We start from the raw sequence: 25,763 nt of genomic DNA on the forward strand, positions 1-25,763 counted from the left end.
GGCCGTGGCCGCTCTGACACTGAGCCCCGCCGCCGCGGCCGAGCCCGCGCCGCCGGCGCCCAACCCGCCGGCCCTGCCCGGCGCGCCCAATGTGCCGTTCGCCCCGCAACTGGCCAGCATCCAGACCGTCGCCCCGCAGATCATCCAGGGTGTCGCGTCGGTGCTGACCGGTGGTGGTCAGGCCAGCACGCTGCCGGTGGATCCGATCACCCCGGCCGGCGCACCGCTGGCCACCCCGGCCGCCGCCGCGCTGCCGGCCGCCACGGGTCCCGCCGCGGCGGCCGCACCCGCCGCCGCGATGGCCGGTGTCCAGAACCTGGTGCCCGGACTGGCCGGGCTGATGCCGGCCGGCACCCCGCTGGCGGGTCTGCTGCCATCGGCCGGGGCCGCGACGCCGGCCGCCGCGCCCGCCGCAGCGGCCACGCCGGGCGCACCCGCGCTGCCGAACCCGTCGGATGCCGCGCAGTCGATCGTGCCGATGTTCGTGCCGCTGTCGGGTCTGCCCTGACCCTGCGCCCACCGTCCGCAACCACCCAACCAGGGGGAGTCATGCCATCGATCCGGACCACACTGACCAGCACCACGGCCGCCGCGCTGGTGGTGCTGGGCGGGGGCTCGGTGATTCCTGCCCACGCCGACCCGGCCGCGCCCATGCCGCTGCCGATCAACGGCCTGCAGGCGCCGGGGCTGCCGGCGATGGAGACTCTCGGACCCGCCATCCAGCAGGCTGCCGCCAATCCCGGCGACGCAGCGTCGATGCTCATGGCGGCCGCCGCCGCGTTCGCAGGAAACGCGGCGGCTCCGGCTGATTCGCAGAATCTGGCCACCGCGGTCAACGAGTTCGTGTCCGCGCCGCAGGCCCACACGCCTGCGGCCGGCGCGGGCGGCCAGGCCCACCTGCCCGCGGGCGTCAACCCCGCCTACTCGGTCGGCCCGGTACCCGGTGCCGCGGTCGACGCCCCGGCACCCGATGCGTTGCCGGCGGCGCCCCAGGCCGCGGTCGACGCACCCGTCGTCCCCGCCCCCGAGGCCTTCCCGCCGGCACCCGTCCCGCCGCCGGCCGATCCGCTGGCCGCTACCGCGCTCGCTCCCGGCCCGGTGCCCGCCCCGGCGCCCGGTGCGATGCCCGACTTCGGTCCGGATGCACCCACCACGCAGGACTTCATGTACCCGTCGATCAGCAACGGCTGCCTCAAGGACGGCGGTAACGTCCTGGCCGCCGCAATCTCGGTCGCCGGGCCCGCCAAGATACCCGCGCCCGGCCCGGGACCCGGCCAGACCGCCTACATCTTCACCGCGATGGGCACGCCAGGCCCGGCCGCCGAGCAGAAGTTGCCGCTCAACGTCACTTGGGTGAACCTGACGACCGGCAAGTCCGGCACCGCGACGCTCAAGCCGCAGGCCGATATCAACCCCCAGGGACCGACCACGCTGACCGCGATCGCCGACACCGGCTCGGGCAGCATCATGTCGACCATCTTCGGTCAGGTCACCACCACCGAGAAGCAGTGCCAGTTCATGCCCACCATCGGTTCGACGGTGGTGCCCTGACGCCGGGAGCGCGTCAGCGCGAGCGTGCGCTCAGATCGACCGTCCGGGCTGGATCGCGATCTGAGCGCACCGTCGGCGTCAGTACGCCATGAACAGGATCATCTCCCGGTCGTACTCACGTCCGGGATGCGCTTCCGAGAGGTGTGCCTGCGCCTTGGTGACGAGGTCGTCCTCGTCGGTGCCCTGGATGGCTTCCCCGCACGGGCAGTTCAGATGTGTCTTGGCCATATGTCCACAATCGCATACGCGCCAGGATGGTGAGCATGGATACCTATGACGTCATGCGCACGACCGGCGCGGTCCGCCAGTTCACCGGTGAACCGCTGTCCGATGCGACGCTGACCCGCATCCTGGACAACGCCCGGTTCGCGCCCAGCGGCGGCAACCGGCAGGGCACGCACATCATCGTGGTCCGCGACGACGCCACCAAGGCGGCACTGGCCGATCTGAGCGTGACCGGCGCGCGCCGCTACATCGCCCAGAAGCGCAATGGCGAAAGCCCATGGAACCCCCTGCATCCCATGGGCGTATCCGACGAGGACCTCGCTGCGGTGCAGGTACCGAGGGCCACCCACCTGTTCGACGCCGAGGTGCTGCTGGTGGTCTGCGTGGACCTCGGCGTGGTCGCGGCCTTCGACCAGGACCTCGATCGCATCGGGGTGGTGGCGGGCGCCTCGGTGTACCCGCTGGTGTGGAACATCCTGTTGGCCGCCCGCAACGAGGGCTTCGGCGGTGTGCTGACGACGATGGCCGTCGCCGAGGAACCCCGCGTCAAGGAACTGCTCGCGATCCCCGACGAGTACGCGCTCGCCGCGGTGCTGCCGCTGGGCAAACCGGTCACCCAGGTCCGCAGGTTGACCCGTAAACCGGTGGCCGAGTTCGTCACGCAGGAGCGCTTCGACGGGCCCGCGTTCACTCTGCGGTGAGGGCGCGCGCCACTCGCACTTTCCCGCCCTGAGCGCAGAGTCAACGAAACTCTTCGCGACGGTGCACTCAGACCGGGAAATCAGCCGAAAGTTCGATCTGTATGCACCGTCGGTTCCCGACACGCATTGACTCTGCGGTGAGTGCGCGCGCCACTCGCACTTTCGCGCCGTCAGCGCAGAGTCAGCTGGGAGATTTCGCAGCCTTCGGGGTCGACGGCTCAGGCCTGCTTCGCAGCCTTCGGGGTCGACGGCTCAGGCCTGCTTCGCAGCCTTCGGGGTCGACGGCTCAGGCCTGCTTCGCAGCCTTCGCGGCGGCCTTCATCTTCTTCTTGTACGCCCGAACCTCTTGCAACGAGCCGGGGTCGACGACATCGGCTACCGACATGTGCGTGCCGGCCTTGCCGTAGTCACCCGCGGCGGCCCGCCAGCCCTTCGGCGTCACCCCGTACTGCTTGCCCAACAGCGCCAGGAAGATCCGCGCCTTCTGATCACCGAAACCGGGCAGCCGCTTCAACCGGCGCAGCACCTCTTTGCCGTCCGGGTCTCCCCCGGTCCACAACGCGCTGACATCACCGTCGTAGTCGTCGACGATCGCCTGGGCAAGCGCCTGCACCCGCTTGGACATCGAGCCCGGGAACCGGTGGATCGCCGGGGTTTCCGAGCACAGCGCGGTGAACTCGTCGGGGTCGTACTCCGCGATCACCCGTGCGTCCACCGAACCGATGCGGTCGGCGATCTTCTTCGGTCCGGCGAACGCGACCTCCATCGGGATCTGCTGATCGAGCATCATCCCGAGCAGCAACGCGAACGGGTTGGCCTCGAGCAGGGCGTCAGCATCGGGATCTTGGACCAGCTGCAGGGTGGGCACCCGCACAGTCTAGAACCGCGAATCCCGACACGGTGCCGGTGCGGTATGCGACCGTGATCCCCTGACCAGCGCACAACGCAGAGGGAGACGGCCATGAGACGAGTGATCACACCGCTGCTGACGGCCACCGCGGCCGTCGCCGCCTCGATTGCCTTCGCCGGCGCCGCGCTCGCCATCCCCGACCAGGGCACCCCGGAGTTCGACGAGTATCTGGCCGGCCTGCAGCGCAACGGCTACAACCTCAATCCCGACACCGCCTGGCGCGCGATGCACCAGGCCTGCGTCGGGGGCCTGCCCGGTTACATCGGGCTGGAGCTGGCCGCGCAGGGCGCCATCGGGCCGGGCGCGCAGGAGCGCGTGTTCGACGTGGCCAGGAAGTACGCCTGCCCGGTCCAGTAGCCGCATCGGCATAGGGTTGGCCGCACCATGTCCGGTCAGTTCGCGGTCACCCTGGCGGCGGCACTGCTCTTGGCGGTGCTGGCGGCCGTCCTCGTGGTGCGCACCCGCCGCGTCGTGGCCACCCCGACCGAGCGTGCCGTGCACGCGGCCCTGCACACCGCCTCGCTGGCGGCGCGCGCCCTGCGCCAGGGCCTGGACACCGGATCCGCCGCCACCGCCGCACCCTTCCTGCGCGACCTCACCGGCACCGACGGTGTCGCCCTGTTCGACGGTGACGGTCAGCTGCTCTCCCGCGATCCCGCCGACAAGTTCATCTGGCAGCCCGCGGTCATCTCCACCTGCACGACGGCCGCGGCGGCCTCCATCGCCGGTGAACGCCGGGTGCTCGACAGCGTGCGCACCTTCACCGTCGTCGCGCAGCCGCTGCTGGCCGAGACCGGTGACGTCCTGGGCGTACTGGTGGTCGTCACCACCGGCACGCCGGGCCCCGGCATGCTCGGCGCCGTCGGCGAGGTCGCGCGCTACGCCGCCAGTCAGGTCGAACTCGCCGAACTCGACGCCTCGCGCGCCCGCCTCGCCAAGGCCGAGGTGCTGGCCCTGCGCGCCCAGATCAGCCCGCACTTCATCTACAACGCACTCAACACCATCGCCTCGTTCGTGCGCACCGATCCCGCCCGCGCGCGCGAATTGATCCTGGAGTTCGCCGATTTCACCCGCTACTCGTTCCGGGCCGCCGGGCAGTACACCACCCTGGCCGAGGAACTGCGCAACATCGATCGCTACCTGACACTGGAGCGAGCCCGCTTCGGTGCGGCCCTGACGGTGCGCCTGCAGGTCGCCCCCGAGGTGCTCAACGTGGTGGTGCCGTTCCTGGCACTGCAACCGTTGGTGGAGAACGCGGTGCGCCACGGCCTGGCCGGACAGGGCGGCGGGTCGGTGGAGATCGTCGCCGACGACGCCGGCTCGGACTGCGTCATCACCGTCGAAGACGACGGCGCCGGAATGGATCCCGACACCCTGCGGGCCGGGCACGGTGACGCGCTGGCCGAGCGGACCCCGGCCGCCGGACACGATCAGTCCGCGCACGTCGGGCTGACCAATGTCGACCATCGGCTGCGCGCAGCGTTCGGCAACGATTACGGTCTGGTGGTCGAAACGGCTATCGGAGCGGGGACCAAGGTCATCATGCGGGTACCGAAATTCCGGTCCGGCGTGCGGGCCGACGGAGGCGGGTTCGCGTGAGCGCCGGCCTGACCGTGCTCGCCGTCGACGACGAGGCGCCCGCCCTCGACGAACTGGCCTACCTGCTCGGCGAACATCCCGACATCGCCACGGTGCACACCGCCGGCGACGCGACCTCGGCGCTGCGCGAACTCAACCGGCACACCATCGACGCGGTGTTCCTCGACATCAACATGCCGGGGCTGTCCGGGATCGAACTGGCCGGCGTGCTCACCAACTTCGCGCACCGGCCCGCCGTGGTGTTCGTGACCGCCCACGAGGACCGGGCCGTCGCGGCCTTCGATGTCGGCGCGCTGGACTACCTGCTCAAGCCGATCCGGCAGAACCGGCTCGACGAAGCGGTACGCCGGGTGGCGAGCGCCCGCACCAGCGAGCCGCCCGCCGAGGAACCCGATACCACCGATTCCGATGTCATCCCCGCCGAATTGGGCGGTATCACCCACCTGGTGCCGCGGGAGAGCATCGGCTGGGTGGAGGCCGAGGGCGACTATGCCCGGCTGCACTCGGCCACCGGCGCACACCTGGTGCGGATCCCGTTGAGCACGTTGGAGACCCGCTGGCGCGATCACGGCTTCCAACGCATCCACCGCTCCTATCTGGTGTCGCTGCGACTGGTCACCGGGCTGCGCACCGCCGACGGCGCGGTGCTGGTGCGGTTGCGCGCCAACGGCGCCTCCCCCGCCGTCGAACTACCGGTGAGCCGTCGCCAGGCCCGCGAACTGCGCGACCGGCTGGTCCGCGACCCGATGCGCAACCTGAAGCCGGCGGGCGCCGATGAATGAGCGGCCACCGCGGCAGCGGGTCATCCTTGCGCACCGCCGCGGTGCCCGGATGGTGCGCACCCGCGTGGAGGTGCAGGAGCAGACCGAGGTCGGCGACACCCTGGTGCGCGGCCTGGTGCGGGCCCAACTCGGGTTGGCGCTGCGGCTGACGCTGGTCGTGGTCACCGCGGTCGCCGGCATCCTGGTGCTCACCGCGACGATGCCCGATCTGACGGTGCTCGGGATGCGGCTGAACTGGTTGCTGCTGGCGGTGCTGGCCTTCCCGCTGCTGTACGCCGTGGGCAGGCTGTACGTCCGGCTGGCCGAGCAGGCCGAGCGCGATTTCGTCCGCGTCGTCGACAGCGAACCGTGACCGGTTCACCGCTGACCGCAGCCGCGCTGCTGGCCGCCGCCATCGCCACGGTGCTGATCGGCAGCTGGGGTGTGCGGCTGTCGCGCACCACGTCGGACTTCCTGGTCGCCTCACGCAGCGTCGGGCCGCGCTGGAACGCCGCCGCCATATCCGGTGAATACCTCTCCGCGGCATCGTTTCTCGGCGTCGCCGGTCTGATCGCCAAATACGGCGCTGACGCGTTGTGGTATCCGGTCGGCTTCACCGCGGGCTATCTGGGACTGTTGCTGTTCGTCGCCGCCCCGCTACGCCGCTCCGGCGCCTACACCGTGCCCGACTTCGCCGAATTCCGGCTCGGCTCGGCCCGGTTGCGTAAGGTCGCCATGCTCGTGGTGGTCATGGTCTGCCTGTTCTACCTGGCCCCGCAATACCAGGGCGCCGGACTGGCGCTGAAAACCCTTCTCGGCATGCCCGTTTGGACCGGGCCGGTGCTGGTCGGTGCCATCGTCATCACCAACGTGGTGGGTGGCGGCATGCGGTCGATCACCTTCGTGCAGGCCTTCCAGTATTGGCTCAAGCTCACCGCGGTCGCCATTCCCGCCCTGGCGCTGCTGGGGTTGTTCCTGCAGGACCGCGGCGATCTGGGCGGCCCGCTACCGCCCAGCGTCGAGCACATGACGACGGTGCAGATCGAGACCGATGTGGTGGTCCGCGTCGTCGACCCGGCCGGTATCACCGTCACCGGTGTGCTGGACGGTAACGCGGTGCGCGACAGCGGTTTCGGCACCCCGGGCGAGCACACGCTGGGCGCCGACACCAGCCTCACACTGGCCGCCGGTGCGGCCACGCCGGTGGTGGCCGGGACCCCGGGCACCGGCAGCGAGTGGATAGCCTCGGGCACCGGGCTCGGCGGCGGGCATCCGTTGTATCAGGTGCTGTCCATCATCATCGCGACGTTCCTGGGCACCATGGGACTGCCGCATCTGCTGGTCCGCTTCTACACCAATCCCGACGGACGCGCGGCGCGGCGCACCGCGCTCGCGGTGATCGCCCTGCTGTCGCTGTTCTACCTGTTCCCCATCCTGCTCGGGGTCTTCTCCCGGCTCTACGTGCCGCAGCTGCTGATCACCGGAACCGCCGATGCCGCAGTGCTGTTGGCACCCGGCGCCGCGATCGGCGGAGTCTTCGGCCAACTGCTCGCCGCGCTGGTCGCCGCCGGCGCCATCGCCGCCTTCCTGGCCACCTCCTCGGGCCTGCTGGTCAGCATCGCCGGCGCGCTGGCCACCGACGTGTTGCGCGGCCGGGTGCGCGACTTCCGGGTGGCCGCGGTGATCGGCGGTCTGATCCCGATCCCATTGTCGCTGTTGGTCTCCGACCTCGAACTCTCCCGCACCGTGGGTCTGGCCTTCGCGGTGGCCGCCTCCACGTTGTGCCCGCTGCTGGTGCTCGGCATCTGGTGGCGCGGGCTGACCGCCACCGGCGCGGCCTGCGGACTGGTGGTCGGCGGGATGGTGTGCGGCGGCGCCGTGCTGGTGGCCATCACCGGCGGGGTCGACGAGAGCGTGCTCGGCGGATGGCCGGCGGTGATGGTCGGATATCCCGCCGCGGTCAGCGTGCCGGTGGCGTTCGCGACGATGATCGCGGTCAGCCGGTTCACCCGGCCCACCCCCGGCGTCGCGCAGATCTTCGCCCGCATGCACGTGCCCGAACGCCTCGGTATGGGCCTGGAACGGTTGCCCGAGGACTGACGCCGGCGTGAGCAGACAGCCACACCCCTGACAGGTGACCGAAACAGGGGTGCCCGCGTCTGCTCGGCCGGTGCGACACCGGCAACCGCTTGTCGTCGCCGACGGACCGTTCACCGCAGGCGACCCTCGTTTCAGCGGGTTGACCTCGGGTAACACTTCGATTGTGACCTGAGTCTCAATACGCTCTGTCCACGATCCGGAACACAATCGACCAGTCAGGAGCACCCGCGGTGTCCACCACGGAAAGCAGGCCGGCCCCCACCGGCCAAGAGTTCATCGCCATGCAGGCGAGCCCCGAGTTCCAGGAACTGCGAAGCAGGTTGCGCCGGTTCGTCTTCCCGATGACGGCGTTCTTCCTCGTCTGGTACGGGCTGTACGTGCTGCTGGGCGCGTTCGCCCACGACTTCATGGCCACCAAGGTGTTCGGCGACGTCAACGTCGGACTGATCATCGGCCTCGGCCAGTTCCTGACGACCTTCGTCATCACCGGCCTCTACGTCCGGTTCGCCAACCGCGAACTCGACCCGCGCGCCGCCGCGATCCGCGAAGAGCTGGAAGGACCCGCGCTGTGAACACCTACCTGGCTGCAACCGAGGCGGTCGGCAACCCCGTCGCCAACATGGCCATCTTCGGCCTCTTCGTCGTGGTGACGATGGTCGTGGTGATCCGGGCCAGCAAGAAGAACGCCACCGCCGCCGAGTTCTTCACCGGCGGCCGCGGCTTCTCCGGTCCGCAGAACGGCGTCGCCATCGCCGGCGACTACCTGTCGGCGGCCAGCTTCCTGGGCATCGCCGGCGCCATCGCCGTATACGGCTACGACGGCTTCCTGTACTCGATCGGCTTCCTGGTCGCCTGGCTGGTGGCCCTGCTGCTGGTGGCCGAATTGCTGCGCAACACCGGCAAATTCACCATGGCCGACGTACTGAGCTTCCGGCTCAAGCAGCGCCCGGTCCGGGTGGCCGCGGCCACCTCGACGCTGACGGTGTCGCTGTTCTATCTACTGGCCCAGATGGCCGGCGCCGGTGGCCTGGTCGCGCTGCTGATGAACATCAACAGCAAGAGCGGACAGGCCGTCGTGATCGCCGTCGTCGGTCTGTTGATGATCGTCTACGTCCTGGTCGGCGGCATGAAGGGCACCACCTGGGTGCAGATCATCAAGGCCGTACTGCTGATCGCCGGCGCCGGGTTCATGACCGTGATGGTGCTGGCCAAGTTCGGGCTGAACTTCTCCGAGATCCTGGGCTCCGCGCAGACCGCGATCTCCGGGGCCACCACCGAGGGGGTGGCCAGCCGCGACGTGCTCGCGCCCGGTGCGCAGTACGGCGGATCGCTGACCAGCCAGATCAACTTCATCTCGCTGGCGCTGGCGCTGGTGTTGGGCACCGCGGGCCTGCCGCACGTGCTGATGCGCTTCTACACCGTGCCCACCGCCAAGGAAGCCCGGCGCAGCGTGGTCTGGGCCATCGCGCTCATCGGCGCCTTCTACCTGTTCACCCTGGTGCTCGGCTACGGCGCGGCGGCCCTGGTCGGGCCGGACCGCATTCTCGGCGCCGCGGGCGGGGTGAACTCCGCGGCCCCGCTGCTGGCTCTGGAACTCGGCGGCGTGGTGCTGCTCGGCATCATTTCCGCGGTCGCCTTCGCCACCATCCTCGCGGTGGTCGCCGGTCTGACCATCACCGCGTCGGCCTCGTTCGCCCACGACATCTACGCCTCGGTGCTGAAGTCCCACAAGGTGACCGAGGACGAGCAGGTGAAGGTCTCCCGTATCACCGCGGTGGTGCTGGGCATCCTGGCCATCGGCCTGGGCATCCTGGCCAACGGACAGAACGTCGCGTTCCTGGTGGCGCTGGCCTTCGCGATCGCCGCGGCAGCCAACCTGCCGACCATCGTGTACTCGCTGTACTGGAAGCGGTTCAACACCCGCGGCGCGCTGTGGAGCATGTACGGCGGGCTGATCTCCACGCTGATACTGATCGTGTTCTCCCCCGCCGTGTCGGGTGCCAAGACGTCGATGATCCCCGGTGCGGACTTCGCCTGGTTCCCGCTGGCCAATCCGGGCATCGTGTCGATCCCGCTGGCCTTCGCGCTCGGCATCATCGGCACGCTGACCTCCAAGGACACCGGCGACCCGGCCATCAACGCCGAGATGGAGGTGCGCTCGCTGACCGGGGTGGGCGCCGAGAAGGCGGTCGCGCACTAGCGACCCGGAACTACCGGACCGGCGGCGGCGTTGTTCACACTCGTGAACACCCGCCGCCGGTTCGCGTTCGTCGCCCTCGCCTATGCCTTCGCCGTGACGATGCTCGGCACCACCGTGCCGACGCCGATGTATGCGCTCTACGGCGAGCAGATGCACTTCGCCGTGTTCACCACGACCGTGGTGTTCGCGGTCTACGCATTGGGGGTGCTCGCCGCGCTACTGGTCGCGGGAAGCTGGTCGGATGTGCTGGGTCGGCGTCCGGTGCTGCTGGCCGGGCTGGGCTTCGCCCTGGCCAGTTCGGTGGTGTTCCTGTTCGCCGACAACCTCGCGCTGCTGCTGGTGGGCCGGCTGCTGTCCGGGTTGTCGGCCGGCCTGTTCACCGGCACCGCGACCGCCGCCGTCGTGGAGTCGGTGCCCGCCGAACGGCGCGACCGCGCGGCCACCGTGGCGACGATGGTCAACATCGGCGGTCTGGGCAGCGGCCCGGTGCTGGCCGGTCTGCTGGTGCAGTACGCGCCGCATCCGCTGCTGCTGTCCTTCCTGGTGCACATCGCGCTGCTGGCGCTGGCCGTCCCCGCGGTGCTGCTGGCGCCCGAGACCTCGGGTGGGACCGGCCGGATCGGCCTGCAACGCCTGGCGATACCCGCCGAGGTGCGCGCCGTCTTCGTCACCGCGGCGACCGCCGCCTTCGCCGGGTTCGCCGTGACCGGGCTGTTCGCGGCGGTCGCGCCGGCCTTCCTGGCCGAGGTCATCGGCGTGGACAACCATGCCGTGGGCGGGGCCGTGTCGGGTTCGATCTTCCTGTCCTCGGCTGTGGCCCAACTCGTCGGGCGCCGCATCCCGGCCACCCGGGCCGTGGCGCTGGGTTGCGCCATCCTCGTCGCCGGCATGGTGATCCTGGCTGTCGCACTGTCGCTTTCATCGCTGCCGGGCATCGTCGCCGCAGCGGTCGTGGCCGGTATCGGACAGGGCATCAGCTTCAGCCGCGGCCTGGCCGCCGTCGTCGAACAGGTCCCCGACCGCCGTCGCGGCGAGGTCAGCTCGACCTACTTCGTGGTGGGCTACGTGGCCATCGCGCTACCGGTGGTCGGCGTCGGACTGGCCGCACAGGCCTGGGGACTGCGCCCCGCGGGTGAGACCTTCGCCGCGGCCATCGGGGTACTGGCGCTCATCTGCCTGGTCTCGATCGTCGTGCAGAAACGCCGCGCCGCCCGGGACAGCTCGTCCACTCCGGCCTGACCCGGCCGCGCCGCTAGCCGCTCTTGCGGCGGAACTCGCGGCGGTTCTCCACCGCGCCGTGCGCCTTCGACTGCTTGCGGCCGCCGTCGGTATGCGATGCGCCACCGCTCGCCTGGGCCTTCTTCCGCTCCAGCGCCTCGCGGAACTTGCGCTTGGTGTCGTCCTCGGGAGTCTCGTCGGCCATGGGGTCAGCCTAGCCCGGTCACCGGATACCGGGCGGCATCCCGTACAGATGGGCGATCGGCAGGGTCAGCAGCACCCGGCGGTCGTCGACCATCGCGCGGCGGTAGTCATCCCAGTCCGGATGCTCCCCGGCGATGTTGCGGTACAACGCAATCAGGCCCTCGACGGTGTCGTCGTGCGGGTTGGCCGCGGGCGGGGTCAGCACCGCGTCCCCCTCGGCGACCGCGTAGGACCAGCCGTCGTCGGCGGACACATGCACCGACGCGCGGGGGTCGCGGCGCAGATTCCGGGTCTTGGCCCGCGGCTCGGTGACCGACACCTGCAATGCGGTGTTGCGCGCATCGAACCAGTACGACACGTTCGACAGCTGCGGCCGACCGTCGCGCTTGATCGTCGCCAGCACACCCAGCGAGTTCCCGCTGATCAGTGCGAGCAGCTTGTCATCGAATACGAGGCGGCCCATACGTCGAGCGTACGACTCTACGATCGTCCACATGAGTCGGATCGATGGAACCAGTCTGGAAGGAGTGTCCGCGACGACGTTGTGGACCCTGCACAACCGCGGCACCGAGGCCAAGCGCTCCGACGGGGTGATCCGCGACCCCTGGGCGGTCAGCCTGTTCGACTCGATCGACTACGACTATCGCAAGTTCGGCAAACCCAACCAGTCGCATGCGTTGCGCGCCGTCGCCTTCGACACCGCGGCCACCGACTACCTCAGAGCGCACCCCCGGGCTTCGGTGGTGGCGCTGGCCGAGGGTTTGCAGACCAGCTTCTGGCGGTTGGCCCGGAGCGGGGTAGCCGACGAGTTGAGCTGGTATTCCATCGATCTGGAGCCGGTGATGGAGTTACGCCGCCAGTTGCTGCCGCGTGACGACCGGATCACCGAGTTGGCCCAGTCGGCACTGGATCGCAGTTGGATGGACCGCATCGACCCGACCGAGGGAACCTTCATCACCGCCGAGGGACTGCTGATGTACCTCGAACCGGAGGACGCGCTGGGCCTGATCGCCGACTGCGCGGCCCGCTTTCCCGGCGGGCAGTTCATGTTCGACTCGATCCCACACTGGTTCAGCCGCAAGACCCTGACCGGCCTGCGACTGTCGGACCGCTACCTGACCCCGGCCATGCCGTTCGCGCTGTCCGCCGACGAGGCGCTGGCACTGGCCGGCACCATCCACGGCGTGCGCTCGGCGCGTGATGTGCACTACCCCACCGGGCGCGGGCTGTGGCGGCTGGCCAACCTGTCCGCGTTCGATGCGGTCGGCGCCCTGCGGCGCAACCGGCCCAGCATCACGCTGCTGGAGTTCGGCGCTTCCGTACCCTCGGAGAGGTGAGCACCCCGAGAGCCGATGCCAGCACCCTGACCGGGGTGTCCGAGACCGCACTGCTGACATTGAAGGTGCGTGCCACCGAGGCCGCCCGCGCCGACCGCATCATCGACGACCCGGTTGCCGTCGAGCTGGTCGAGGCCATCGATTTCGACTTCGCGAAGTTCGGTTCCGTCGGCCGCCAGGACATGGCGTTGCGGTCGTTGGCGTTCGACAGGGAGACCAAGCGGTACCTGCGCGATCACCCGAAGGCCACCGTCGTCGCGCTGGCCGAGGGTCTGCAGACCAGCTTCTACCGCCTCGACGCCGGCGCGGTGGGCCACGAGTTCCGCTGGCACACGGTCGATCTCCCACCCATCGTGGCGCTGCGCGACAAACTGCTGCCACCCTCGGAGCGGGTCTCGGTCAGCGCCCAGTCCGCGCTGGACTACAGCTGGATGGACGCCGTCGACAGCTCCAACGGCGTGTTCATCACCGCCGAGGGACTGCTGATGTACCTGCAGCCCACCGAGGCACTGGGCCTGATCACCGAGTGCGCCAAGCGTTTTCCCGGCGCAGCGCTGATGTTCGACCTGCCGCCCTACTGGTTCGCCGCCATCGCCCGCAAAGGCCTGCTGCGCCCGTCGCTGCGCTACACGGTGCCACCGATGCCGTTCAGCCTGACGGTTTCCGAGGCCGCCGCGCTGGCCGACACGGTGCCCGGCGTGCGTGCCGTGCACGATGTGCCGATGCCGACCGGGCGCGGCACCGTACTCAACGCGCTGCTGTGGGCTGCACACCGGCTTCCGCTGCTGGATCCGGTGCGTCCGGTGCTGACCAGGTTGGAGTTCGGCTGAACCGCAGGCATGCGTCGGTGACCGGGCCGTTGCGCAGCACCTCGGCGTCGATGGTGTAGTTCATCGTCATCAACCACGGTCCGTCGACGCCCTGGCGGGGCAGCTGGTCGATCACGCGCTGCACGTAGCCGGCGCCGAAGTCCAGCAGCGGACGGGTCGGCATGCCGGGGTCGGCCGGCTCGGGCCGCACCTGGTCGTAGCCGTGGTCGTCCATGTGCGCCAGCAGCCGGCAGAAGTGCTCGCACAGCAGCCCGACCTTCAGCGTCCACGACGAGTTGGTGTAGCCGAACGAGAAGGCGAAGTTGGGCACCCCGGAGAGCATGATGCCCTTGTAGGCCACGGTCTGGGCCAGGTCGACCGGTGCGCCGTCCACCGTGAGCGTCATCCCGCCGAAGAGTTGGATGTTCAGTCCGGTGGCGGTGACGATGATGTCGGCATCCAACTCGCGTCCGGACTCCAGTCGGATCCCGGTCTCGGTGAAGGTGTCGATCCGGTCGGTGACCACCGCGGCACTGCCACTGCTGATGGCGGCGAACAGATCACCGTCGGGCACCGCGCACAGCCGCTGGTCCCAGGGGTTGTAGGCCGGGTTGAAGTGCTCGTCGACCGGATATCCGGCCGGCAACTTGCTCGCGTTGATCCGGCGGATCAGGCGCCGCGCCAGCGTCGGGTACCTCTGGCAGAACGTGTACACCGCGCGCCCCTTGACGATGTTCTTGCGCCGGGCCAGCGCGTAGCCGCGGTCATCGCCGAGCCAGCGGCGGGCGGTGTTGGCGAAGGAGTCCCGCGACGGCACCGGCATGACGTAGGTCGGCGACCGCTGCAGCATCGTAACGTGCGCGGCGGTCGCGGCCATGGACGGGACGAGCGTCACCGCCGTCGCGCCGCTGCCGATGACCACCACCTTCTTGCCGGTGTAATCCAGCTCTGCTGGCCAGTGCTGCGGGTGGATGATCTGCCCACCGAACCGGTCGCGACCGGTGAACTCGGGGGTGAATCCCTGGTCGTAGCGGTAGTAGCCGCCGGCGCAGAACAGCCAGCGCGCGCCGATCTGGATCAGCTCACCATCGTGTTCGACGTCGACGGTCCAGCATGCCCGCGCACTGTCCCAGTCGGCGCCGAGCACCTTGTGCCGGAACCGGATCCGCTGCCCGATACCGTTCTCCTCGACCGTCTCCCGCAGGTAGGACAGGATCTTGTCGGCGGTGGCGATGGCGTGCTCGTCGCGCCAGGGTTTGAACTCGTAGCCGAACGTGTGCAGATCGGAGTCGGATCGAATCCCGGGATAGCGGAACAGATCCCAGGTGCCGCCGGTGGCCTCGCGGGCCTCCAGGATGGCGTAGTCGCGGCCGGGGTGCTCGCGCTGCAGGTAGTAGGCGGCGCCGATGCCGGAGATACCCGCGCCGATGATCAACACGTCCACAGATTCCATGCATCGATGGTGACGAGCCGGGCCGCCCCAGCGATAGGGCAGATCAACCCAGATCCGTCGAATGTCGGTGCGATGTGCACCTGACCTTTAGGCTGCGGCCATGAGTGTGACACCGTCACCGCGGGTCCGGGACCTCATCCGGCAATGCGCCCAGATCGTCGTCAACGCCCGCCCCGAATGGCTCGACGAACTGGACGCCGCCGTGCTGGAGGCCAGCCCCGCGATCGCCGCGGACCCGGAGCTGGCCGCCGCGGTGAGCCGCAGCAACCGGGCCAACCTGTTCTTCTGGGCGACCGCCAACATCCGCGACCCCGGCGCCCCGGTGCCGCCGAACACCGGCCCCGAGCCGGTGAGCATCGCCCGTGAACTGGTGCGCCGCGGGGTCAGCGGGTCACCGCTGGAGGCCTACCGGGTCGGCGAGGGGGTGGCCTGGCGGCGACTGATGGACATCGCCTTCGAGCTCACCTCCGACGCGGCCGAGCTCCGCGAGCTGCTGCAGACCTGTTCCCGGTCGATCAGTGCATTCGTCGACGCCACGCTGGCCGGTATCGCGGCGCTGATCGAGATGGAGCGCGATGACCTCACTCACGGCACCCACGCCGAGCGCCGGGAGACCGTCGCGTTGCTGCTGGACGGGGCGCCCATCCCCCGCGCCCGCGCCGAGAGCAGGCTCGGCTACGCGCTGACCGGCAGCCACACCGCCGCGGTGCTCTGGTTGGACGGTCCCGATGGTGATCTGACCGGGCTGGACCGCGCCGCCGAGGCAATCGGGCGGGCGGCCGGCGGGCGGCCGCTGAGCGTGCTGCCCAGCAGCGCGACCCGGTGGGTGTGGGTGCCGGGGCCGGTCGACGCCGGCGCGCTTCCCGACGCGGTGGGCGCGGTGCGGGTGGCGCTGGGTACCACCGGAGACGGTGTCGACGGTTTCCGGCGCAGCCACTTCGAGGCGATCACCACTCAGCAGATGGTGGCGCGGCTGCGTTCCCGCCAGCAGGTTGCCCGGTTCACCGATGTCGAGCTGGTCGCGCTGATCACCGCCGATCCGGACCGCGCGGCCGAGTACGTGGACCGGGTGCTCGGCGATTTCGCCGGGGCGTCCACCGAATTGCAGGATGCGGTCCGGGTTTTCATCGCCGCGCAGTGCAATGCGGCGCGTGCGGCCGGGCTGTTGTTCAGCCACCGCAACACGTTGCTGCGCCGACTGGCCCGGGCCGAGGAACTGCTGCCCGCACCGCTGGCCGACAGCAGCATCGATGTGGCCGTCGCCCTCGACGTGCTGCGCTGGACCGGTCAGTCGAAGGCCACGTCCAGATAACGCAGCGCCTCGTCCTTGCCCAGGCCCTGCGCACGTGCCACCTCGGCGAAGGCATGCGCGGCTGCGGCCATGGCATTGTCGGCCGGATCGACGGCGGCGACGAAAGTACCGAAGCGTCCCCGGGTTTCGAGCACCCCGGCCGATTCCAGCTCACGGTAGGCGCGGGCCACGGTGTTGACGGCCAGGCCGAGCTGGCCGGCCAGATCACGCACCGTCGGCAACCGCGTACCTGCGGCCAGCCTGCCGTCGCGTACACCGGCGATGATCTGGGTGCGCAGCTGGTCGAACAACGGCGCGGCAGCGTCAGCCTCCAGGTGCACCCAGTCCCGCAGACCTCCCACCGGTTCAGTATTCCGCACACGCGCTAGTTTGGTGAGGTGCGAGTGACGTTGCTGAGTGGAGCGGGCATGTCCGCCGAGAGCGGAGTGCCGACGTTTCGCGACGTCGAGACCGGTTTGTGGGCGCACGTCGATCCCTACGAGATCTCCAGCAGCGACGGCTGGCAGCGCCATCCCGAACGGGTCTGGGCCTGGTATCTGTGGCGGCACTACATGATGGGTGCCGTCGACCCGAATGCCGGGCACCTGGCGGTGGCGGCCTGGGAGGACTACGCCGAGGTCCACGTCGTCACCCAGAACGTGGACAACCTGCACGAGCGGGCGGGCAGCACCCGGGTGCACCACCTGCACGGCAGCCTCTTCGAATTCCGTTGCGACCGTTGCGGTTCACCGTTCGTCGGCGAGCTGCCCGCGATGCCCGAACCGGTCGAGGTCGTCGAACCGCCGCGCTGTTCGTGCGGCGGGCTGATCCGTCCGAACGTGGTGTGGTTCGGCGAGGGCCTGCCCGACGACGCCTGGGACAGCTCGGTGGAGGCGGTCGCCAAGGCCGATGTGGTGATCGTGGTGGGCACATCCTCGGTGGTCTACCCGGCCGCCGGGCTGCCCGAGGCCGCGGTCGCCAACGGGATACCGGTCATCGAGGTCAATCCGCAGCCCACCCCGCTGTCGGCGGCGTGCACCGCGGTGGTGCGGGAGACGTCGGCGACGGCGTTGCCCACCCTGCTCCAGCGGTTGCCCGAACTCATCTGAGCTCTCGGGTGTCACGTCCCGGCATGCGGTGCCGCCGGTGACCGGCACCGCCCGCTAGGAGCGCACGGCCCGTCCGATCGCGATCTCCGAGACCGGGGCCGGCACCCACGCCGGGAAGGTCTGTTCGCGCCGGGATTCGGCGACGGTGAAGCCGGCGCCGGCAATCGCGGTCTCGGTGTGGCGGTGGGTGTGGCAGTTGCCGAGCAGCCGTGGCCAGAGCGTGGCATCGGCGACCCGCTGCAGCGCGGCCCGGCCACCGGTGCCGGCCACGTGTTCCAGGTAGCGCAGTTCGCCGCCCGGCTTCAGTGATGAATGTAGTTGCCGCAGCACGCCGTCCGGTTGATCCACCGAGCAGAGCACCAGCGAGCACACCACCGCGTCGAACTCGGCACCGGCGTCGAACTCCTCGATGGCGGCGGTGCTGACCACCACCGGTACCGGCGCCGTCGCCGCGGCCGCGCGAGCCACTTCGGCCAGCCGGCGCTCCGGTTCCAGGGCGACGACCTCGGTGACGCCGCCCGGATAGTGCGCGAAGTTGGTACCGGTGCCCGCGCCGACCTCCAGCACCCGACCGGTCAGGCCGGCCAGGTTCTCGGCGCGCAACCGCCGCAACGATTCGGGCTCGTGCCCACTGAGCACCGTCCAGAGCCGGGCGAAGAACGGATTGTCGACCAGATCGGTCATGACCTCAGCGTCTCCAGCTTCGCGATGGTTTCTTCGGGAGTGGCGTCGGCGCCCACGATGCCATAGACGATGCGCCCGCAACAGACCGCGCTGAGCACCCGGTCGGCGAACTCCTCGACATCACCCCACGGCAGGTACGGCTTGGCGATCAGCAGCGCGGCGACACCGTGTACCGCCGTCCACAACTCCAGCGCCGCGGTCGTCGAATCCCCCTGCGGGTACACCCCTTCGGCCATCAGCGCCTCCACCGAGGTGCGCATGTGTACGAATGCCGAGCTGGCCAGCGTGACATCGACATCGCTGCCCGGGCTGCCCTCGGCCATGGTCGCGATCCGGTACAGCTCGGGGGTCCGGCAGGCGAACCGCACGTAGGCCAGCCCCTGGGCGCGCAGCACCTCGATGGTGGAGGTCTTGCCCGCCGCGACGCGCTGCATCTCCTCGTCGAGCTTCTCGAAGTACCGCGCGCAGACGGCGTCGAGCAGGGCGTCCTTGTCGGCGAAGTGCAGGTAGATCGACGGCGAGGTCACCCCGACGCGCTGGGCGACGGCACGGATGGACACCGCCTTGGCATGCCCGGTCTCCAGCAGCAGTTCGGTGGTGGCGTCCAGGATCTCCTCGCGCAGCTGATCACCGGACCCGCGGGCGGCGCGGCGTCGTCTCAGTCGGGGGGCGGACACGCTAACCAGTGTCCGCCACCGACGCCGGGACCGTCCGTAGAGGCTCGGGCTCGCCGGTTTCACTGATGCCGATCCGCTCGTGCAGGCGGGCCAGCGGCCGGGGCGCCCACCAGTTCCAGCCGCCCAGCACATGCATGAAGGCCGGCACCAGGACCATTCGCACCAGGGTCGCGTCCACCAGCACCGCCAGGGTGAGTCCGACACCGAACATCCGCATGAAGGACACCTCGGCGGCGATCAGTGCGGCGAACGAGATCGACATGACCAGCGCAGCCGCGGTGATGACGCGCCCCGTGCGGGCCAGGCCGAGCGCGACGGCCTCGTCGTTCTGGTGCCGGGCCGGGCCCTGCCCGCGCAGCGCGAGCCAGTTCTCCCGGATCCGGGCCAGCAGGAACACCTCGTAGTCCATCGACAACCCGAAGGCGATGCAGAACAACAGCACCGGCATGTTGGCGACCAGGGTGCCGGTGGGTGTCGTCCCCAGCGCCGAGAGATGACCGTCCTGGAAGATCCAGACCAGCGCTCCGAACGCCGCCGTGAGCGAAAGGATGTTCAGCACAATCGCTTTGAGCGGAAGCACGACACTGCCGGTCATCAGGAACAGCAGGCCGAAGGTGATCACCGCGATCAGGCCCAGCACCCAGGGCAGTCGGTCGGTGATCGCGGTGACGCTGTCGCGGTTGATCTGCGCGATACCCGCCAGCTGCACCGGGCGGTCGCCCGGCCCGGCGACGGCGTGCAGGGCGTCGAGTTGCCGCTCGGAGGCATCGGAGAACAGCGGCGCCGTGCTGGCGACGGTGAGGAAGGCGCTGCCCTCGGCGCTGCCGGTGGCCGCCACCGGTGGCCCGGTCCTGCGGCCGTCGACGAAGGCGCCGGTGGGGCCGGAGACCGCAGACACATCCGGCACCCGGGACAGATCGGCGGCATAGCGCTCGATCTCGGCGGGGGTCAGCCCGTCGGCGTCGGGGATGACGGCGGTGACCGCGGTGGCCGAGTTGTCGACGAAGTCCTCGCGCAGTTGATCGCCGACCTGATGAGCCGATGCCGAGGCCGGCAGCACCCGGTCGTCCGGGAACCCCCATCTGACACCGAGGAACGGGGCGCCGAGCACCAGCAGCAGGAGCACCACGGCCAGTCCGAGCGGCAGCGCGCGGCGCATCACGGCGTGTGTCCAGCGGTACCAGAACTGTTGCGCGACGGGCTTGGGCGCGCGGTGACGGCGGAACACGTTGAGGGCGTCCAGTCGCTCGCCGAGCAGCCAGATGGCCGCCGGCGTCACGATGATGGCCGCGACGGCGGCGAACGCGACGGTGGCCACCCCGGCGTAGGCGAAGGATTTCAGGAAGTACATCGGGAACAGCAGCATCGCGGCCATGGACAGCGCGACGGTCGTCGCCGAGAACACCACGGTGCGCCCGGCGGTGGCCATGGTGCGGGTCAACGCGCGGTCCCGGGGCACGCCGTCGGCGAGCTCGTCGCGGTACCGGCTGATGATCAGCAGGGTGTAGTCGATGGCCAGCGCCAACCCCATCGCGATGGACAGGTTCAGCGCGAAGATCGACACATCGGTGGCGAAGGTGATGAGCCGCAGCACCGACATCGAGCCGACGATGGCGAAAACCCCGACCAGCATGGGCAGCGCGGCGGCCACCAGGCCGCCGAAGACCCACACCAGCACCAGGAAGCTCAGCGGGATCGCGATGGCCTCCATACGCAGCAGGTCGCGCTCGGTCTGCGCGTTGATCTGGGCGTAGACCATCGCGGTGCCGCCGGACCGCACCGTCACCCCGGGCCGGTCGTGGGCGAGTTCGTCGGAGAGTTCCGCGGCATACTTCTGCGCATCGTTCTCGCCGCCGGTGATGCCGGCGATGATCAGTCCGGCGCTGCGGTCCTTGCTGAGCAGTTCGGTCGCCGCCCCCGGGGGCGCCGTCCATGCCGAGGTGACCTGGGCGACGTGTGGTGACCGGTTCAGCCGGTCGGCGATCTCGGTGGCGGCGGCGGTGGCGGCCGGACCCATGGCGCCGTCGGGCGAACTGAGCGTGAAGAGCAGCTGCATATCGCCCTGGTCGAACTTCTCGGTAAGCAGTGCGGTCGCCGCCGAGGATTCCGACGTCGGGTCCTGGAAACCGCCGGCCGAGAGCGTCGTGGCGACGGGCACGCCGAAGATGGCGGCGGCCGCCAGCACCAGACTTGCCAGGGCCAGTACCCGCCGGGGTGCGGCCATCGAGAGCTGGGCGACTCGGTTCAGCATCGGGATCCCCTCCAGGTGTCGTATCGGCGTTAAGTTAACACCGATAAGTCAGGTCGGCAAGACCCGTCCGTCCCCGACATACGGCGTGAGCGGCCGCGACGTTCACCGGCCGGCATCGGCCGTCTCGACCGTGCACATAGATCGCTGGTGGAGCCGAATCCTCGGTCTGGATGCACCGTCGGCGGCGCTCCGCCGCCCATCCGGCGCGGACGCTCACCGGCGACCGATCTTTGGCCACACAAGTCCCATCAGTCACACATGTAACCTGCGTCACAGCCTCACACACGCTCCGACCTACTCGTGAGTAAGAATTTGCTGAGACAGGCAATCGAACCGGCGGTCCCGGCAAACTTCGGAATCCGGTCCATCGGCCTTCAGAACACCTCGAATTCGCAGTTCAGCGCCTATTTCCTGAACACGGAAAATGGATGTTTGAAACCTGCCAGCAGCGGCAACCTACCCGCCGGTAAGAATTGCCACGAAATTGCGAGCCGCGCCTCAAGGAACCCTTAATGAGCGGCCATACGCTCAGTGTCATGTGGATCGACGACACCAGTGCCGATGTCATCAAGGTTGATTTCGACGCCCTCTACCACGGGGACGTCCTGGTCGAGGGTGACACCTCCGAGCAGTTCCCAGATCTCGCTGAAGCTGTCTGACGACAGCTGTGTGACAGCGAGGCCCTGACGTGGCCCATCCGGAGGCGTCAGGCTCTCCAGGTTTTCCGATACACCGCACCGCCCGATCAGCCCTCCACGGGGCAGTCCGGGCGGTGTCGTGTCTCTGGACCAGGTGAAAAGACAAGACCGCCCGGTCGAACCCGCTATGGGGCTCGGCCGGGCGGTCTCGTTCGTCGGCGGCTGAACGCTAGGCCGTGACCTGCTCGGGCTCGTCCAGCTTGATCATGTCCCCCAACCGCGCCGTGATGATGTCCTCGGCCTCGTCGACGATGCGGCTGATCAGCTCGTCGCAGGTCGGGATGTCGTCGATCAGACCCATCACGGTGCCGACGGTCCAGATGCCGGCATCGATATCGCCGTCGTCGAACACCTTGCGGCCCCGCACACCGGCCACCAGATCCTTGACGTCCTCGAACTGGCCGCCATCTTTGAGGATCTGCACGACCTCACGGGAGACCTTGTTGGAGGCAACCCGCGCGGTGTTGTGCAGGCTGCGGAAGATCAGCTCGGTGCCGCGCTCGTTGCCGTCGACGATCGCCTGCTTGACGTTGTCGTGGATGCACGACTCCACGGTGCACATGAAGCGGGTGCCCATGTTGATGCCATCGGCGCCCAGCGCCAGCGCCGCCACCAGACCACGCGCATCACCGAAACCACCCGAGGCGATCATCGGGATCTCGATCTCCTTGGCTGCGGCCGGGATCAGCACCAGGCCCGGCACATCGTCCTCACCGGGATGGCCCGCGCACTCGAAACCGTCGATGCTGATGCCGTCCACGCCGAGGGTCTGCGCCTTGACCGCGTGGCGCACCGAGGTGCACTTGTGCAGCACCTTGATGCCGTTGTCGTGGAACATCGGCAGGTGCGGGCCGGGGTTGGAACCCGCGGTCTCCACGATCTTGATGCCGGAATCGACGATCACCTGGCGGTATTCGTCATACGGCGGCGGGTTGATCGACGGCAGGATCGTCAGGTTGACCCCGAACGGCTTGTCGGTCAGATCCCGGGTGCGGGCGATCTCGTTGGCCAGATCCGCCGGCGTCGGCTGGGTCAGCGCGGTGATGAAACCCAAGCCACCCGCATTGGCAACGGCGGCAACGAGTTCGGCGCGGCCGACCCACTGCATACCACCCTGCGCGATCGGGTGCTCCACACCGAAGGCCTCGGTGAACTTGGTAACCAGTGCCATAACAGTTCCTTTACCTGGGAGCCATACGGATCGCGCCGTCGAGGCGGATCGTCTCACCGTTGAGCATCGGGTTCTCCACGATATGCACGGCCAGCGCGCCGTATTCGTCCGGGTCGCCCAGACGCGACGGGTGCGGCACCTGCGCGCCGAGTGACTTCTGCGCTTCCTCGGGCAGCGAGCCCAGCAGCGGGGTCTTGAACAGGCCCGGCGCGATGGTGTTGACCCGGATCAGAGTGCGCGACAGATCCCGCGCGATCGGGATGGTCATACCGACCACGCCACCCTTGGACGCGGAGTAGGCGGCCTGACCGATCTGGCCTTCGAAAGCCGCGACCGAAGCGGTGTTGATGATGACGCCGCGCTCGGCCGAGCCCTTACCGTCCTCGAGCGGTTCCTGCTTGGCGATCCGCTCGGCGGCCAGTCGCAGCACGTTGAAGGTGCCGATCAGATTGACCTCGACGACCTTACGGAAACCGTCCAGCGGGAACGGGCCCTCCTTGCCGAGGGTCTTGATGGCATTGCCGATGCCCGCGCAGTTGACGTTGATGCGCACCGGGCCCAGCGACTCGGCGACATCGAGGGCCTTGCTGACGGCGTCCTCGTCGGTGACGTTGGCGGCGACGAACGTGGCCCGCTCGCCCAGCTCGGCGACGACCTCTTCACCCTTGAGGTCGATCACGACGACGGAGGCGCCGGCGTCGAGCAGCCGCTTGGTGGTGGCCAGGCCGAGGCCCGAGGCCCCGCCGGTGACTACCGCGACCGAATCCTTGATTTCCACAGGTGGTGCTCCTTAGTTGTTGTTGGGGTCTGGAGGGATTAGGCCCAGTCCTTGAGGATGGCGTCGTTGTCGGCGCCCACCAGGGGCGGCGGCGTCGGCACGGCGGGCTCGCTGCGCGAGAACCGCGGGGCCGGCATCGGCTGCAGGCCGTGCTGGGTCTCGTAGAACGTGCCGCGGGCGGTGATGTGGTCTTCGTCGAGCACCTCGCCGAACGCCAATACCGGTGTCGCACAGGCATCCGAACCGGCGAACACGGCCGTCCACTCGTCACGGGTCTTGGTCTTGAACACGTCGGTGAAGACGGTGCGCAGCTCCTCCCAGCGGCCGATGTCGTTCTGCCCGGGCAGGTTCGCCGGATCCAGACCCAGCTTGGAGAGGAGCTCGGCGTAGAACTGCGGTTCGATCGCGCCGATCGCGAAGTACTTGCCGTCGGCGGTCTCATAGGTGTCGTAGTACGGGGCGCCGGTATCGAGCATGTTGGTGCCGCGCTCGTCCGACCAGACACCCTGGGCACGAAACGCCCACATCATCTGGATCAGCACCGAGGATCCGTCGATCATGGCGGCGTCGACGACCTGCCCCTTACCCGAGGTCTGACGCTCCCACAGTGCCGACAGGATGCCGAGCAGCAGGAACATCGAGCCGCCCCCGAAATCTCCGGCCAGGTTCAGCGGCGGCACCGGCCGCTCCCCCTTGCGGCCGATCGCGTGCAGCACACCGTTGAGCGAGATGTAGTTGATGTCGTGGCCGGCCTGCAGGGCACGCGGCCCGTCCTGACCCCACCCGGTCATCCGGGCGTAGACCAACTTCTCGTTGACCGCGGCGCAGTCCTGCGGGCCCAGCCCGAGGCGTTCGGTGACACCGGGCCGGAAGCCTTCGATCAGGACGTCGGCCTTGGCGACCAGGTCGAGCACGAACTGGCGTCCCTCCTCGGATTTCAGATCGGCGGTGACCGAGCGCCGGTTGCGCAGCATCGCGTCCTTGATGGCCCCGTTGGTGGCCGTCGGGCGGTCGACGCGCACGACGTCGGCCCCCAGATCGCCCAGAATCATCGCCGCGTGCGGGCCGGGGCCGATACCGGCCAGTTCGACGACGCGCAATCCCTGCAGTGGTCCCGCCATGCCTACCGTCCTTCGTCGTTGAGTACTGAGTAGTTGACCGCCGACATAGCTTACTTGTATAACCAAGTCGACCGGCCGCGGGCAACCCACCCCGCCAGACCTGAGGGCGTACCCATGACGTATCGCAGCATCGATCAGTTGACCGTGGAGCTCGCAGACGGCGTGCTGTCGGTGACACTGAACCGCCCCGACACGCTGAACTCGCTGTCGGAGGCCATGCTGACCGGTATCGCCGAGGCCCTCGAGCAGGCCGCCACAGATCCCGCGGTCCGCGTCGTGAAGTTGTCCGGCGCGGGCCGCGGTTTCAGCTCCGGCGCGGGCATCAGCGCCGAGGATGTCTCCGCCAAATCGGTCAACGGCCCCGAGGTCGTGCTCGACGCCGCCAACCGCGCCGTGCGCGCCATCGTCGCCCTGCCCAAGCCCGTGGTCTCGGTGGTGCAGGGCCCGGCCGCCGGCGTCGGGGTGTCACTGGCCATCGCCGCCGATGTCGTACTCGCCTCGGAGAAGGCGTTTTTCATGCTGGCGTTCACCAAGATCGGACTGATGCCCGACGGCGGCGCCTCGGCACTGGGCGCCGCCGCCGTCGGCCGGATCCGGGCCCAGCGGATGGCGCTACTGGCCGAACGGATCACCGCCGCCGAGGCCTACGACTGGGGGCTGGTGACCTCGGTGCACAAGCCCGAGGACCTCGACGCCGCGGTGGACACGGTGCTCGCCACGCTGGCCGGCGGCCCGGCCGTCGCGCTGCGCAAGACCAAGCAGGCCATCAACGACGCGACGCTGACCGAACTCGAAGCGGCGATCGGACGGGAACGCGAGGGGCAGCTGATCCTGCTGACGTCCCAGGATTTCGCCGAGGGCACCAAGGCTTTCCAGGACGGCCGGCGGCCCGCCTTCAGCGACACCTAAATTCAG

At 69.3% G+C, this 25,763-nt stretch carries 29 protein-coding genes; 17 read left to right on the top strand and 12 right to left on the bottom strand.

Annotation, left to right across the window (positions count from 1 at the left end):
- Positions 1–4 precede the first annotated feature (4 nt).
- Together BST17_RS16695 and BST17_RS16700 are read left to right on the top strand one after the other, a co-directional pair.
- On the top strand, positions 5–508 hold the full coding sequence (locus BST17_RS16695; RefSeq protein WP_234807706.1) for a hypothetical protein: 504 nt from the start codon (positions 5–7) through the stop codon (positions 506–508).
- Positions 509–549: 41 nt separating this feature from the next.
- On the top strand, positions 550–1,551 hold the full coding sequence (locus tag BST17_RS16700) for an Rv1157c family protein (RefSeq protein ID WP_109750174.1): 1,002 nt from the start codon (positions 550–552) through the stop codon (positions 1,549–1,551).
- Between the two features lie 78 nt (positions 1,552–1,629).
- Here BST17_RS16700 and BST17_RS16705 read toward each other — a convergent pair whose 3' ends face one another.
- On the bottom strand, positions 1,630–1,779 hold the full coding sequence (locus BST17_RS16705; RefSeq protein WP_083059953.1) for a DUF1059 domain-containing protein: 150 nt from the start codon (positions 1,777–1,779) through the stop codon (positions 1,630–1,632).
- Between the two features lie 35 nt (positions 1,780–1,814).
- Between BST17_RS16705 and BST17_RS16710 the strand changes: the two genes are divergently transcribed.
- On the top strand, positions 1,815–2,477 hold the full coding sequence (locus BST17_RS16710; protein WP_083060106.1) for a nitroreductase family protein: 663 nt from the start codon (positions 1,815–1,817) through the stop codon (positions 2,475–2,477).
- Positions 2,478–2,763: 286 nt separating this feature from the next.
- Here BST17_RS16710 and BST17_RS16715 read toward each other — a convergent pair whose 3' ends face one another.
- On the bottom strand, positions 2,764–3,345 hold the full coding sequence (locus BST17_RS16715; protein ID WP_083060107.1) for an HhH-GPD-type base excision DNA repair protein: 582 nt from the start codon (positions 3,343–3,345) through the stop codon (positions 2,764–2,766).
- Between the two features lie 93 nt (positions 3,346–3,438).
- Here BST17_RS16715 and BST17_RS16720 point away from each other — a divergent pair, with 93 nt between their 5' ends.
- From BST17_RS16720 to BST17_RS16755, 8 genes are all read left to right on the top strand, one after another.
- Positions 3,439–3,744 carry a DUF732 domain-containing protein gene (locus BST17_RS16720; protein WP_083059955.1) on the top strand — a complete coding sequence of 102 codons (306 nt, stop codon included), beginning with the start codon at positions 3,439–3,441 and terminating at the stop codon, positions 3,742–3,744.
- Positions 3,745–3,771: 27 nt separating this feature from the next.
- A complete protein-coding gene (locus BST17_RS16725; RefSeq protein ID WP_083059956.1) occupies positions 3,772–4,986 on the top strand; it encodes a sensor histidine kinase in 1,215 nt (404 codons plus the stop codon).
- Positions 4,983–5,768, top strand: a complete 786-nt coding sequence (locus BST17_RS16730) for a LytR/AlgR family response regulator transcription factor (RefSeq protein WP_083059958.1) — start codon at positions 4,983–4,985, stop codon at positions 5,766–5,768. Before BST17_RS16725 ends, BST17_RS16730 begins: the two co-directional genes overlap by 4 nt.
- A complete protein-coding gene (locus BST17_RS16735) occupies positions 5,761–6,120 on the top strand; it encodes a hypothetical protein (protein WP_083059959.1) in 360 nt (119 codons plus the stop codon). Before BST17_RS16730 ends, BST17_RS16735 begins: the two co-directional genes overlap by 8 nt.
- The gene (locus BST17_RS16740) at positions 6,117–7,847 is read left to right on the top strand and encodes a sodium/solute symporter (protein ID WP_083059961.1); all 1,731 of its coding nucleotides are present in this window, start codon (positions 6,117–6,119) and stop codon (positions 7,845–7,847) included. The genes BST17_RS16735 and BST17_RS16740 overlap by 4 nt, the downstream gene beginning before the upstream one ends.
- Positions 7,848–8,128: 281 nt before the next feature.
- Positions 8,129–8,419 (top strand): DUF485 domain-containing protein, encoded by a 291-nt coding sequence (locus tag BST17_RS16745; RefSeq protein WP_276071023.1) that lies wholly within the window; start codon positions 8,129–8,131, stop codon positions 8,417–8,419.
- A complete protein-coding gene (locus BST17_RS16750) occupies positions 8,416–10,047 on the top strand; it encodes a monocarboxylic acid transporter (protein ID WP_083059964.1) in 1,632 nt (543 codons plus the stop codon). Before BST17_RS16745 ends, BST17_RS16750 begins: the two co-directional genes overlap by 4 nt.
- 42 nt (positions 10,048–10,089) lie before the next feature.
- Positions 10,090–11,286: an MFS transporter gene (locus BST17_RS16755; protein ID WP_083060108.1), complete on the top strand. Its 1,197-nt coding sequence runs from the start codon at positions 10,090–10,092 to the stop codon at positions 11,284–11,286.
- Between the two features lie 13 nt (positions 11,287–11,299).
- Here BST17_RS16755 and BST17_RS28785 read toward each other — a convergent pair whose 3' ends face one another.
- Positions 11,300–11,470 (bottom strand): DUF5302 domain-containing protein, encoded by a 171-nt coding sequence (locus BST17_RS28785; RefSeq protein ID WP_109750175.1) that lies wholly within the window; start codon positions 11,468–11,470, stop codon positions 11,300–11,302.
- 18 nt (positions 11,471–11,488) lie between these two features.
- Entirely contained in the window at positions 11,489–11,932 is a 444-nt protein-coding gene (locus tag BST17_RS16760; RefSeq protein ID WP_083059966.1) for a PPOX class F420-dependent oxidoreductase, read from the bottom strand.
- Positions 11,933–11,963: 31 nt separating this feature from the next.
- Between BST17_RS16760 and BST17_RS16765 the strand changes: the two genes are divergently transcribed.
- A complete protein-coding gene (locus tag BST17_RS16765) occupies positions 11,964–12,806 on the top strand; it encodes a class I SAM-dependent methyltransferase (RefSeq protein ID WP_083059967.1) in 843 nt (280 codons plus the stop codon).
- Entirely contained in the window at positions 12,803–13,636 is an 834-nt protein-coding gene (locus tag BST17_RS16770; protein WP_083059969.1) for a class I SAM-dependent methyltransferase, read from the top strand. The genes BST17_RS16765 and BST17_RS16770 overlap by 4 nt, the downstream gene beginning before the upstream one ends.
- On the opposite strand, the gene BST17_RS16775 is transcribed toward BST17_RS16770, so the two are convergent.
- Positions 13,554–15,068, bottom strand: coding sequence for a flavin-containing monooxygenase (locus BST17_RS16775; protein ID WP_083059971.1), 1,515 nt, complete (start codon positions 15,066–15,068; stop codon positions 13,554–13,556). The two genes, BST17_RS16770 and BST17_RS16775, sit on opposite strands and share 83 nt — an antisense overlap.
- 100 nt (positions 15,069–15,168) lie before the next feature.
- Here BST17_RS16775 and BST17_RS16780 point away from each other — a divergent pair, with 100 nt between their 5' ends.
- Positions 15,169–16,380, top strand: coding sequence for a PucR family transcriptional regulator (locus tag BST17_RS16780; protein ID WP_083059972.1), 1,212 nt, complete (start codon positions 15,169–15,171; stop codon positions 16,378–16,380).
- On the opposite strand, the gene BST17_RS16785 is transcribed toward BST17_RS16780, so the two are convergent.
- Entirely contained in the window at positions 16,356–16,721 is a 366-nt protein-coding gene (locus BST17_RS16785) for an Rv1152 family transcriptional regulator (protein WP_083059974.1), read from the bottom strand. The genes BST17_RS16780 and BST17_RS16785 overlap by 25 nt on opposite strands.
- Positions 16,722–16,757: 36 nt before the next feature.
- Between BST17_RS16785 and BST17_RS16790 the strand changes: the two genes are divergently transcribed.
- Positions 16,758–17,468, top strand: a complete 711-nt coding sequence (locus BST17_RS16790) for an NAD-dependent deacylase (RefSeq protein WP_083059975.1) — start codon at positions 16,758–16,760, stop codon at positions 17,466–17,468.
- A gap of 54 nt (positions 17,469–17,522) precedes the next feature.
- Here the strand turns inward: BST17_RS16790 and BST17_RS16795 are convergent, their stop codons facing one another.
- Genes BST17_RS16795 through BST17_RS16805 form a run of 3 tightly spaced genes read right to left on the bottom strand, consistent with a single transcriptional unit; the run spans position 17,523 to position 21,080 of the window.
- Positions 17,523–18,152 (bottom strand): class I SAM-dependent methyltransferase, encoded by a 630-nt coding sequence (locus tag BST17_RS16795; protein ID WP_083059977.1) that lies wholly within the window; start codon positions 18,150–18,152, stop codon positions 17,523–17,525.
- Positions 18,149–18,829, bottom strand: coding sequence for a TetR/AcrR family transcriptional regulator (locus BST17_RS16800; RefSeq protein WP_083059979.1), 681 nt, complete (start codon positions 18,827–18,829; stop codon positions 18,149–18,151). Before BST17_RS16800 ends, BST17_RS16795 begins: the two co-directional genes overlap by 4 nt.
- A 1-nt stretch (position 18,830) precedes the next feature.
- Entirely contained in the window at positions 18,831–21,080 is a 2,250-nt protein-coding gene (locus tag BST17_RS16805) for an MMPL family transporter (RefSeq protein ID WP_083059980.1), read from the bottom strand.
- A 536-nt stretch (positions 21,081–21,616) separates the two neighbouring features.
- Between BST17_RS16805 and BST17_RS29875 the strand changes: the two genes are divergently transcribed.
- Entirely contained in the window at positions 21,617–21,739 is a 123-nt protein-coding gene (locus BST17_RS29875) for a hypothetical protein (protein ID WP_019510862.1), read from the top strand.
- 208 nt (positions 21,740–21,947) lie between these two features.
- On the opposite strand, the gene BST17_RS16810 is transcribed toward BST17_RS29875, so the two are convergent.
- The 3 genes from BST17_RS16810 to BST17_RS16820 are packed head-to-tail and all read right to left on the bottom strand — an operon-like array spanning position 21,948 to position 24,848.
- Positions 21,948–22,949 carry an NAD(P)H-dependent flavin oxidoreductase gene (locus BST17_RS16810; protein WP_083059982.1) on the bottom strand — a complete coding sequence of 334 codons (1,002 nt, stop codon included), beginning with the start codon at positions 22,947–22,949 and terminating at the stop codon, positions 21,948–21,950.
- Positions 22,950–22,959: 10 nt separating this feature from the next.
- Complete coding sequence (locus tag BST17_RS16815) at positions 22,960–23,727, bottom strand: 3-hydroxyacyl-CoA dehydrogenase (protein ID WP_083059011.1); 768 nt, start codon at positions 23,725–23,727, stop codon at positions 22,960–22,962.
- A gap of 38 nt (positions 23,728–23,765) precedes the next feature.
- Positions 23,766–24,848, bottom strand: a complete 1,083-nt coding sequence (locus BST17_RS16820) for a CaiB/BaiF CoA transferase family protein (RefSeq protein ID WP_083059984.1) — start codon at positions 24,846–24,848, stop codon at positions 23,766–23,768.
- Between the two features lie 114 nt (positions 24,849–24,962).
- Here BST17_RS16820 and BST17_RS16825 point away from each other — a divergent pair, with 114 nt between their 5' ends.
- Complete coding sequence (locus BST17_RS16825; protein WP_083059986.1) at positions 24,963–25,757, top strand: enoyl-CoA hydratase; 795 nt, start codon at positions 24,963–24,965, stop codon at positions 25,755–25,757.
- Positions 25,758–25,763 lie beyond the last annotated feature (6 nt).

Source organism: Mycolicibacterium bacteremicum (assembly GCF_002086115.1).
Classification (GTDB): Bacteria; Actinomycetota; Actinomycetes; order Mycobacteriales; family Mycobacteriaceae; genus Mycobacterium; species Mycobacterium bacteremicum.

Bases quoted from the DNA above. Each gene is read 5' to 3' on its own strand.
- BST17_RS16820 (WP_083059984.1), bottom strand. From the start codon at position 24,848: ATGGCGGGACCACTGCAGGGATTGCGCGTCGTCGAACTGGCCGGTATC.
- BST17_RS16780 (WP_083059972.1), top strand. From the start codon at position 15,169: ATGAGTGTGACACCGTCACCGCGGGTCCGGGACCTCATCCGGCAATGC.
- BST17_RS16745 (WP_276071023.1), top strand. From the start codon at position 8,129: ATGCAGGCGAGCCCCGAGTTCCAGGAACTGCGAAGCAGGTTGCGCCGG.
- BST17_RS16760 (WP_083059966.1), bottom strand. From the start codon at position 11,932: ATGGGCCGCCTCGTATTCGATGACAAGCTGCTCGCACTGATCAGCGGG.
- BST17_RS28785 (WP_109750175.1), bottom strand. From the start codon at position 11,470: ATGGCCGACGAGACTCCCGAGGACGACACCAAGCGCAAGTTCCGCGAG.
- BST17_RS16735 (WP_083059959.1), top strand. From the start codon at position 5,761: ATGAATGAGCGGCCACCGCGGCAGCGGGTCATCCTTGCGCACCGCCGC.
- BST17_RS16810 (WP_083059982.1), bottom strand. From the start codon at position 22,949: ATGGCACTGGTTACCAAGTTCACCGAGGCCTTCGGTGTGGAGCACCCG.
- BST17_RS16775 (WP_083059971.1), bottom strand. From the start codon at position 15,068: ATGGAATCTGTGGACGTGTTGATCATCGGCGCGGGTATCTCCGGCATC.
- BST17_RS16700 (WP_109750174.1), top strand. From the start codon at position 550: ATGCCATCGATCCGGACCACACTGACCAGCACCACGGCCGCCGCGCTG.
- BST17_RS16825 (WP_083059986.1), top strand. From the start codon at position 24,963: ATGACGTATCGCAGCATCGATCAGTTGACCGTGGAGCTCGCAGACGGC.
- BST17_RS29875 (WP_019510862.1), top strand. From the start codon at position 21,617: ATGTGGATCGACGACACCAGTGCCGATGTCATCAAGGTTGATTTCGAC.
- BST17_RS16710 (WP_083060106.1), top strand. From the start codon at position 1,815: ATGGATACCTATGACGTCATGCGCACGACCGGCGCGGTCCGCCAGTTC.
- BST17_RS16725 (WP_083059956.1), top strand. From the start codon at position 3,772: ATGTCCGGTCAGTTCGCGGTCACCCTGGCGGCGGCACTGCTCTTGGCG.
- BST17_RS16795 (WP_083059977.1), bottom strand. From the start codon at position 18,152: ATGACCGATCTGGTCGACAATCCGTTCTTCGCCCGGCTCTGGACGGTG.
- BST17_RS16765 (WP_083059967.1), top strand. From the start codon at position 11,964: ATGAGTCGGATCGATGGAACCAGTCTGGAAGGAGTGTCCGCGACGACG.
- BST17_RS16805 (WP_083059980.1), bottom strand. From the start codon at position 21,080: ATGCTGAACCGAGTCGCCCAGCTCTCGATGGCCGCACCCCGGCGGGTA.
- BST17_RS16705 (WP_083059953.1), bottom strand. From the start codon at position 1,779: ATGGCCAAGACACATCTGAACTGCCCGTGCGGGGAAGCCATCCAGGGC.
- BST17_RS16720 (WP_083059955.1), top strand. From the start codon at position 3,439: ATGAGACGAGTGATCACACCGCTGCTGACGGCCACCGCGGCCGTCGCC.